Annotated in this window: 9 protein-coding genes; 4 read left to right on the top strand and 5 right to left on the bottom strand. The window is 71.1% G+C overall.

Going from position 1 to position 9,148, the window contains the following annotated elements; genetic code table 11:
* The coding region (locus tag E9232_RS30375) for a transposase (RefSeq protein ID WP_309800641.1) at window positions 1-237 on the top strand (237 nt) is incomplete at its 5' end.
* Between the two features lie 30 nt (window positions 238-267).
* Here the strand turns inward: E9232_RS30375 and lysS are convergent.
* On the bottom strand, window positions 268-1,779 hold the full coding sequence (gene lysS, locus E9232_RS30370; RefSeq protein ID WP_309800638.1) for a lysine--tRNA ligase: 1,512 nt from the start codon (window positions 1,777-1,779) through the stop codon (window positions 268-270).
* A gap of 236 nt (window positions 1,780-2,015) precedes the next feature.
* Between lysS and E9232_RS30365 the strand changes: the two genes are divergently transcribed.
* Window positions 2,016-2,672 carry a hypothetical protein gene (locus E9232_RS30365; protein WP_309800636.1) on the top strand — a complete coding sequence of 219 codons (657 nt, stop codon included), beginning with the start codon at window positions 2,016-2,018 and terminating at the stop codon, window positions 2,670-2,672.
* Here E9232_RS30365 and E9232_RS30360 read toward each other — a convergent pair.
* Window positions 2,666-3,271, bottom strand: a complete 606-nt coding sequence (locus tag E9232_RS30360; RefSeq protein ID WP_309800634.1) for a PAS domain-containing protein — start codon at window positions 3,269-3,271, stop codon at window positions 2,666-2,668. The two genes, E9232_RS30365 and E9232_RS30360, sit on opposite strands and share 7 nt — an antisense overlap.
* Before the next feature lie 200 nt (window positions 3,272-3,471).
* On the opposite strand from E9232_RS30360, the gene hrpB reads away from it, so the two are divergent.
* Complete coding sequence (gene hrpB / locus E9232_RS30355; protein ID WP_309800632.1) at window positions 3,472-5,928, top strand: ATP-dependent helicase HrpB; 2,457 nt, start codon at window positions 3,472-3,474, stop codon at window positions 5,926-5,928.
* A 19-nt stretch (window positions 5,929-5,947) separates the two neighbouring features.
* Here the strand turns inward: hrpB and E9232_RS30350 are convergent, their stop codons facing one another.
* Window positions 5,948-6,106 (bottom strand): DUF3309 family protein, encoded by a 159-nt coding sequence (locus E9232_RS30350; RefSeq protein WP_309800631.1) that lies wholly within the window; start codon window positions 6,104-6,106, stop codon window positions 5,948-5,950.
* Between the two features lie 91 nt (window positions 6,107-6,197).
* Entirely contained in the window at window positions 6,198-6,500 is a 303-nt protein-coding gene (locus E9232_RS30345; protein WP_309800628.1) for a hypothetical protein, read from the bottom strand.
* Here E9232_RS30345 and E9232_RS30340 point away from each other — a divergent pair.
* A complete protein-coding gene (locus E9232_RS30340; RefSeq protein WP_309800627.1) occupies window positions 6,499-8,328 on the top strand; it encodes a chloride channel protein in 1,830 nt (609 codons plus the stop codon). The genes E9232_RS30345 and E9232_RS30340 overlap by 2 nt on opposite strands.
* Before the next feature lie 150 nt (window positions 8,329-8,478).
* On the opposite strand, the gene E9232_RS30335 is transcribed toward E9232_RS30340, so the two are convergent.
* Complete coding sequence (locus tag E9232_RS30335; RefSeq protein WP_309800626.1) at window positions 8,479-9,120, bottom strand: glutathione S-transferase family protein; 642 nt, start codon at window positions 9,118-9,120, stop codon at window positions 8,479-8,481.
* Window positions 9,121-9,148: the final 28 nt, after the last annotated feature.

The following is a 9,148-nucleotide window of genomic DNA, read 5'->3' as shown; positions in this document are numbered from 1 at the left end:
CCTCGGCAAAGCGGAAACGTCAACGCCTACCGACGCACCAAAGGCGGCAGGCCCGAGATCAAACGCGCCCTCTTCATGGCCGCAATGGCCGCCAGAAACCACCACCCCACACTCAGGCCCTTCTTCCTCAAACTCGTCGCCAACGGCAAAAAGAAGCTCGTCGCCCTCACTGCCGTCATGCGCAAGCTCATCATCATCGCCAACGCCAAGCTCAGACAGCAACATCAACTGAGTTGATGACGAAATCGGGATTGTGAGTCCGGCGCCCTACTTCCTTGCCCGCAGTGTCGGGAACAGGATGACGTCGCGGATCGAGGCGGAGTTGGTCACCAGCATCACCAGCCGGTCGATGCCGATGCCCATGCCGCCGGTCGGCGGCAGGCCGTATTCCAGCGCGGTGACATAGTCGCGGTCCATCATCTGGGCCTCGTCGTCGCCGGCGTCGCGGGCCGCGACCTGGGCCGCGAACCGCTCATACTGGTCCTGCGGGTCGGTCAGCTCGGAGAAGGCGTTGCCCAGCTCCCAGCCATTGGCATAGGTCTCGAACCGTTCGGTCAGGCGCGGGTCGGTGCGGTGCGCCTTGGCCAGCGGCGAGATCTCCTTCGGCATGTCGGTGACATGCGTCGGCTGGATCAGCGTGTGCTCGACCGTCTCGCCGAACACCAGCTCGACCACCTGGCCCCAGTTCTCGCGGCCGCTGACCTTCAATTGCAGGCCGCGAGCGGCTTCCCGCGCGGCCTCGGCGCCCTCGATCGCGAGGAAGTCGACCCCGGTCGCCTCCTTCACCAGCTCGGTCATCGGGGCGCGGCGGTACTGGCCGCCGAACTCGATCTGGTGCTCGCCATAGGTGACCGTGGTGCCGCCGGTCGCGGCCTTGGCCGCGGCGGCGAAGATGTCCTCGGCCAGCGCCATCATGTCGGTGTAGTCGGCATAGGCCTGGTACAGCTCGAGCATGGTGAATTCCGGATTGTGCCGGGTCGAGATGCCCTCGTTGCGGAAGTTGCGGTTGATCTCGAACACCCGTTCCGACACGCCGCCGACGATCAGCCGCTTCAGGTACAATTCCGGCGCGATGCGCAGGTACAGCTCCATGTCGAGCGTGTTGTGATGCGTCACGAACGGCTTGGCCGAGGCGCCGCCCAGGATCGGGTGCAGCATCGGGGTCTCGACCTCGAGGAAGCCGCGGTCCTGCATCAGGCGGCGGATGTCTGCGACGATCCGGCTGCGGGCGCGGAAGGTCTCGCGGCTCTCCTCGCTCATGATCAGGTCGAGATAGCGCTGGCGGTAGCGCGCCTCGACATCGGTCAGGCCGTGATACTTCTCGGGCAACGGCAGCAGCGTCTTGGCCAGCAGCGTGACGTGCTGGGCGTTGATCGTCAGCTCGCCGCGCTTGGTGCGGCGGATGAAGCCCTCGACCCCGATCAGGTCGCCGATGTCGAGCAGCCCGACCATCGCCTGGGTCGCCGAGTCGGCATAGTCCTTGTGGCAGAACACCTGGATCTTGCCGGTGACGTCGTGCAGGTCGATGAACATGCCGCTGTTGCGGTAGGCGCGGATGCGGCCGGCGATGCGGACCACCTCCTCCGGCTTCTCGGCCTCGGCCGGGAGATCGGTGTGGCGCGCCTGCAAACCGGCGGCGTCGGCGGTCTTCTCGTAATGGTAGGGGTAGGGCTCGATCCCCTGGGCCCGCAGCGCGCGCAGTTTGTCCAGCCGCGGCGTCTTCAGCGGGTTGTCGGCATCGTCGTGCGGGGCGCGGACGCTCTCGACGCTGTCGGACATATCGGGGACTCCACGGACAAGAAGGTATGACGGACAAACGGGGATCGCGTCCTCTACCCGTCACCATACGGGGGTGCAAGCCGCTTCGCGCGCATGGCCTATCCCCGGGATCGCGGGCCATCGGTTTTCGATGTTAGAATGTTTCACAGTCGTTTATGAGAATTGAAGTCATATATCCATATGAAAAGCCGGCAGCGAAACCGACCGGCGACCGAGAGCAGTGAGGGCCGTTCGAGATGATCCAGAGCGTTTCCCGCGTGACCACGCTGGCGCTGACCGTCGCCGCCATCGGTCTGGGCGCCTGCACCGACACCACCCCCTGGGCCTATCCGACCGAGCCGAGCGCGGTGGCGCAACGCAGCGTGACGGTCGAGAGCGCCCCGGTGGCCATCGCCCCCGCCCCTCGGATCATCGGGGCCGCGCCGCCCGCGGCTACCTACGTCGAACCGCAGCCGGTGGCCCCTCCGCCGGCAGCCCGGGCGGTGCAGGCCCAAGCCCCCATCACCTATTCCACCCCGCGCGTGGTGACGGTGGCGCCGGCCCCGGTGGGGGTGCAGCCGATGGCCCCGGTGCAGCGCGTTGTGACAGCCCCGGCCACCGTGGTGGTCCCGGCGGGCCCTGTGCTGGTCGAGAAGAGCGGGCTGATCGACGTCGTGCTGTCCGACAACAAGGGCCGGACCGATGGCGTGATCCTGAAGGACGACACGGTGATCCGCTTCTCGCCCGACTTCGCCGCGGCGATGGACCCGGACGGCAGCCGCCTGGCGCCAGGCCGGCCGATCGTGGTGCGCGGCAATTGGGGCGGCAACCGCCGCAAGGCCCAGGTGCTGAACGCGGTCGAGATGGGCACCGACATCTATTCGCTGGTCACCCTGGCGCCCTACGCCTACTGACGCCCGGGGCCGCGACGGTTAGGCCGCGGCGGGCCGTAGCCCAGCCAGCGGTTCAGATCCTCGGGATCGACATAGCGCTGCCAGTCGGCGGCGGTCTCGAACGGCGTGTCGGGATAGATCGCCACCAGGACGCGGTCGACCATGCCTTGCGACCCGGCGAAGGGCAGCATCAGCCGGTGGTAGCCGAAGCCCCGGAACGGGAAGCGGAAGCGGCGATGGCTGTAATGCGGCGCCCGCTCGGCGACCACCTGGCGATAGGCGGCCATCGCCTCGGCCCGGATCTCATCGGCATAGAGCTCGTCGACATAGCGTCCCGCGAGGTCGCGCCCGGCGAGGTGGCTGAGGCGGCTGCCGACCACGCGATACCGCGCGCGCAACGGCCGCGGCTCGATGTCGACGATGGCGAGGTTGGCGATCCACGGGCTGAAGCTGGCCGGCACCAGCTCCTGCTCCGACGGCAGCGGCGCCGCGCCGCACAGCCGGTGCCACAGCAGCAGCAACGCCGCCAGATCGGGATGGTCGGTGGTCTCGCTCTCCTCCTCCCGCACGCGACGGGCGAAGATGAGATGGGTGACGAAGGACGTCAGCAGTCGCTGCATCGGGTGGGAAAATTGTTCACGACAACGATGAATATGGAGTCGAGCGGGCGCAGAACCAATTCGCCCTTTGAGCAATGCATGTCTTCGCCCCGGAATAGCCCAGCCTCCCCGGCCCCGCATAGGCCCGCGAGCCCCGGGTTGACATGGCGGCGGCATCGTTGGTGGATGCGGTCCGCTTCTTGCCGAGGCCTTGTGCTTTGATGACCCGTCCGCTGCCCCCCCTGCCGATCGACACGGCCCTGCCGGCGCTGCGCGAGGCGCTGGCAGCGCGCGGCTGCGCCGTGCTGCAGGCGCCGCCCGGCGCCGGCAAGACCACCCGGGTACCGCTGGCGCTGCTGGGCGAATCCTGGCTGGGTGACGGCAAGATCGTGATGCTGGAGCCGCGGCGGATCGCGGCGCGCGCCGCCGCCGGCCACATGGCGTCGCTGCTGGGCGAACGGGTCGGCGACACCGTCGGCTACCGCATCCGCATGGACCGCAAGGTCGGGCCGACCACCCGGATCGAGGTGGTGACCGAGGGCATCCTGACCCGGATGCTGCAGGACGACCAGGCGCTCGAAGGCATCGGCGCCTTGATCTTCGACGAGTTCCACGAGCGCAGCCTGAACGCCGATCTCGGCCTCGCCTTGGCGCTGGAGACCCGGGGCGCGCTGCGCGACGACCTGCGCCTGCTGGTGATGTCGGCGACGCTGGATGGCGGCCCGGTGGCGCGGCTGCTGGGCGACGCCCCGGTGGTGACCTCGGAGGGCCGCGCCTTCCCGGTGGAGACCCTGCACCGCCCGCCCCACGCCGGCGAGGCGATCGAGGACGCGGTGGCGCGGGCCGCGCGCGACGCCCTGGCCGAGGAGAGCGGCAGCCTGCTGATGTTCCTGCCCGGCGCCCGCGAGATCCGCCGGGTCCAAGCCAAGCTGTCGGGGCTGGGCGACGGCGTGATCGTGGCGCCGCTCTACGGCGACCTGACCGGCGCGGCGCAGGACCAGGCCATCCGCCCGGCGCCCGCGGGGATGCGCAAGGTCGTGCTGGCCACCAACATCGCCGAGACCAGCCTGACCATCGAGGGCGTGCGGGTGGTGATCGACAGCGGCCTGGCCCGGGCGCCGCGCTTCGACCCGCGCACCGGCATGAGCCGGCTGGAGACGGTGACCATCGCCCGCGCCGCCGCCGACCAGCGCCGCGGCCGCGCCGGGCGCACCGAGCCGGGGGTGTGCTGGCGGCTGTGGGCCAAGGCCGGCGAGGGCGCCATGGCGCCGTTCGCACCGCCGGAGATCCTGGTGGCGGACCTGGCGCCGCTGGCGTTGGAGCTCGCCTTGTGGGGCGGCGGCGACCTGGCCTGGCTGGACCCGCCCCCCGCCGCCGCCCTGGCCCAGGCGCGGGAGCTGCTGGCCGATCTCGGCGCCCTCGATGCCGCCGGGCGGCCGACACCGCACGGTAAGGCGATGGCCCGGCTGCCGCTGCATCCGCGGCTGGCCCACATGGTGCTGCGCGCCAAGGCCGAACGGATCGGCGGCGTGGCGGCGGACCTCGCGGCGATCCTGGAGGGCCGTAAGCCGGTGGCCGAGACCGACCTGCGCGCCTCGGTCGAGGCGCTGCGCCGTGGCGGCCGCGACGATCCTGCGATCTCCAGGCTGCGCGAGGCCGCGCGCGACATCGCCAGGCGCTTCGACCTCGGCCCCGGCGGCGGGCCGGAGGATGCCGGCGCCCTGCTGGCCCTGGCCTATCCCGACCGGGTGGCGCGGCGCCGACCGGGCGTGCGCGGCAGCTTCCTGCTGGCCAATGGCCGCGGCGCCTCGGTGCGCGAGACCGACCCGCTGGCCGGCGCCGACACTCTCGCCGTCGCCGAGACCGACGATGCCGGGCGCGAGGCCCGCATCCTGGCCGCCGCGCCGCTGGACACCGCGGCCTTGGAGGCGGTGCTGGGCGACCGCATCGCCTGGGTCGAGAGCGTCACCTGGGATGCGACGGAGCAGGCGGTGGCCGCCCGCCGCCAGCGCCGGCTCGGCGCCCTGGTGCTGGCCGATGCCGCCCTGCCGAAGCCGGCGCCGGAGGCGGTGGCCGCGGCGCTGATGGAGGGGGTGCGGCGGTTGGGCGTCGACGCCCTGCCCTGGCGCGACGGCGCCGTCGCCCTGCGCCAGCGGGTCGGCTTTGCCAGGGTGCTGGAGGGCGAGGTCTGGCCCGACTGGTCGGATGCGGTGCTGGCGGAGACGCTGGCGGAATGGCTGGGGCCGCACCTCACCGGGATGCGGCGCCGCAGCGACCTCGACCGGCTGGACCTGGCCCAGATCCTGGCGACGGGTCTGGGCTGGGAGCGGCAGCGGGCGCTGGACGCCCTGGCGCCGGCGACGGTGCCAATCCCCAGTGGTCGCCGCGCTGCGCTGGACTATACCGACCCGGCCCAGCCGGTGCTGGCGGTGAAGCTGCAGGAGATGTTCGGCCAAGCCCAGACGCCGCGGGTCGGCGGCGGCCGGGTGCCGATCGCGATCCACCTGCTGTCGCCGGCCGGCCGGCCGCTGCAGGTGACCCGCGACCTCGCCGGCTTCTGGGCCGGCAGCTATGCCGAGGTGCGCAAGGACATGCGGGGCCGCTATCCGCGCCACCCCTGGCCCGACGACCCGCTGGCCGCCCCGGCCACCGCGCGGGCCAAGCCGCGCGGCACCTGAGGCAGCCGCGGGTCCCGGCTTAGATTCGTCCCATCAGAACGAGGATCAGCAGGACGACCACCACCACGCCGAGCAGGCCGCTGGGGCCGTAGCCCCAGCCGCTGCTGTACGGCCAGGAGGGGAAAGCGCCGATCAGCATGAGAATCAGGATGATCAGCAGAATGGTACCGATGCCCATGGCGGCGCTCCTCGCCGTTGTTCTTGGTCTTTTCTCAACAGGGCTTGGGAAATATCGGTTCCCGCCGGGCTTCGGCTCGTCGCGCGATCGCCTATTCGCTCTTCGCCCGCATCGCCACGACACCGATCACCGCCGCCATCGCGAGGCCGGCGGCGAAGCCGATGCCCATGCCCCACAGGCCGATGGTGCCGCTGCCGAGCAGATGGCCGAGCACGGCCCCGGCAATGGCGAGCAGGAAAGGCAGGAAGCAGCCGATCGCAACCATGACGCAACATCTCCGTGGATGCCCCGCGCCGTTAAAGCGGAGTTGCGACCATTCGTCGAGCCCCGATCCCTTGCGCCGGCCGCCGGGGTCGGCCACAAGGACGGGAACTCCCGAGACGGCGACGACCATGGCCCCGCCAGACGCCGAAGACGCGACCCCCTCGCCGCCCCGGCGCGGCCGCTGGCTGCGTCTGCACCTGTGGACGCGGCTGCGCAGCGCCGTGCGCGCCAACGAGATCGCCCTGCCGCTGCTGGCCGCGGCGATCGGCGTGGTCGTCGGCCTCGGCGTCGTGGCCCTGCGCGAGGGGCTGCAGCTTCTCCATGAGCTGCTGTTCGACCTGCCGAGCGGCCAGCGCCTGAGCGCCAGCATCGACACCAGCCCGCTGCTGACCGTGCTGGTGCCGGTGCTGGGGGGCCTGGGCTTCGGCGCGGTGATGTGGCTGATCGGCCGCTGGCGGCCGCGGCCGCCGGTCGACCCGATCGAGGCCAATGCCCTGTATGGCGGCCGGATGTCGCTGCGCGACGGCTTCGTCGTCGCCGGCGCCACCCTGATGTCCAGCGGCGTCGGCGCCTCGGTCGGGATGGAGGCGGGCTACACCCAGCTCGGCGGCGGCATCGCCTCGCGCATCGGCCAGATCTTCCGGCTGCGCCGCGCCGACCTGCGCATCCTGGTCGGCTGCGGCACCGCGGCCGCGATCGCCGCCGCCTTCGACGCGCCGCTGGCCGGCACCTTCTATGCCTTCGAGCTGATCATGGGCGCCTACACCGCGGCGACGCTGGCGCCGGTGGTGGCGGCGGCGCTGACCGCGACGGTGGTCGAGCGCCTGCTGCTGAACGAGGGCCCGTTCCTCGAGGTGACCTGGGACGCCGGCCTGCACGCGCCCGACTACGCGATCTTCGTCGTGATCGGCCTGGCCTGCGCCGGGCTGGGCATCCTGATGATGCAGGGCGTGACCTGGACCGAGGCGGCGATGCGCAAGCTGGCCCTGCCGCAGCTGCTGCGGCCCGCCGTGGGCGGGCTGATCGTCGGGCTGATGGCCCTGCGCTTCCCGGAGGTGCTGAGCTCCGGCCACGGGGCGCTGCATGCCGACCTGACCATGGCGCCGCCCCTCGCCGCGCTGGCCCTGCTGCTGATCGCCAAGACCGCGGCGGCGGCGATCTCGCTGGGCGCCGGGTTCCGCGGCGGCCTGTTCTTCACCTCGCTGCTGACCGGCGCCCTGTTCGGCGGCATCATGGCCCAGCTGACGGCGTTGGCCCTGCCCGGCCATCCGGTCGAGCACCTCGCCTATTCCCTGGTCGGCATGGCGTCGATGGCCGCGGCGGTGATCGGCGGGCCGCTGACCATGACCTTCCTGGCGCTGGAGCTGACCGACGACTTCTCGGTCGCGGTCGGCGTGATGGTCGGGGTGGTGGTCGCCGCTGCCGTGGTGCGGCACCTGTTCGGCTATTCCTTCGCCACCTGGCGCTTCCACCTGCGCGGCGAGGCCATCCGCGGCGCCCAGGATGTCGGCTGGATCCGTGACCTGACCGTGGCCCGGCTGATGCGGCGCGACGCGCGCAGCGTGCCGGAGACCACGACGATCGCCGATTTCCGCAGGCAGTTCCCGGTCGGGTCGACCCAGCGCGTGTTCCTGACCGATGGCGACGGCCGCGCCGCCGGGCTGGCGCTGGTCTCGGACGTCCACAACTCCGACCACGACACCGACGCCGACACCATCGAGATCGGCACGCTGCGCCACGCCGCCGCCTATATGCTGCTACCGGGCCAGAGCATCCGCACCGCGCTGGAGCTGTTCCACGCGGCCGAGACCGAAAGCCTGCCGGTGGTCAGCGACGCGCAGGAGCGGCGGATCATCGGCTATCTCAGCGAGGCCTATTCGCTGCGCCGCTACAGCGAGGAGCTGGAGCGGCGCCGGGCCGAGGATGCCGGAGAGCGCTGGTTCCGCTCGACCGAGTGAGAGCCCGTTCGGAAACGCTACTGGTGCGGCCGTCTGACGGCGGCTTCTGCGCTTCCGGTGCTCACGGACTTTAACGTCCGCTGCGCGCCGGTTCTCGAAGCCACCGCCAGCCGACTCACACCAGCGCATTTCCAAACGGGCTCTGAGGACTTACGGCAACTCACCGCCGGAATGCGGGTCGATCGAATAGGGAAAGGTCTCGGCCAGGAAGCGCGGCTGCGACCGCACCCGGTCGATCCACCGCATCACATGGGGATAGTCGGCCAGCGGCAGGGCTGCCTCCTCCGCCCGGTGGACATAGGCGAACACCGCGATGTCGGCGATGCTGTAGCCCAGCCCCGCCAGCCAGGCGCGGCCGGACAGCTCGCGGTCGAGGATCGCCAGGGTCCGAAGTGATCCCTCGCGCTTGGCCTCGACCAGCGCCGCCGGGCGGCGGGCCAGCTTGCCGGTCATGGTCCAGTGACGCAGCGTCGCCACCGTCGACTGGACATAGTCGCCCTCGAAGGACAGCCATTGCAGCACCTTGGCCTGGGTGAAGCGGTCCTCCGGCAGGTACGGCGTGCCCTCTGCCAGGAAGAACAGGATGGCGTTGGACTCGGCGATGACGCGGCCGTCGTCGAGCCGGATCGCCGGCACCGCGCCGGTCGGGTTGACCGCCAGGTACTCCGGCCGCTGGCCCTCGCCTTCGAAGATGCTGACGATCTCGGTCCGGTAGGGAAGCTGCAGCTGGGCCAGCAGCAGCCGGACCTTGTAGGCGTTCTGCGAGGGCAGGTAGTCGTAGAGGGTGAGCATCACGCAGTCCCCGGGCTTCGATGGCGGT

It is taken from the genome of Inquilinus ginsengisoli, assembly GCF_031453975.1.
GTDB lineage: Bacteria > Pseudomonadota > Alphaproteobacteria > DSM-16000 > Inquilinaceae > Inquilinus > Inquilinus ginsengisoli_A.
The sequence above is the reverse complement of the archived record's forward strand: the minus strand, read 5'-3'. Positions and strand labels throughout refer to the sequence as shown.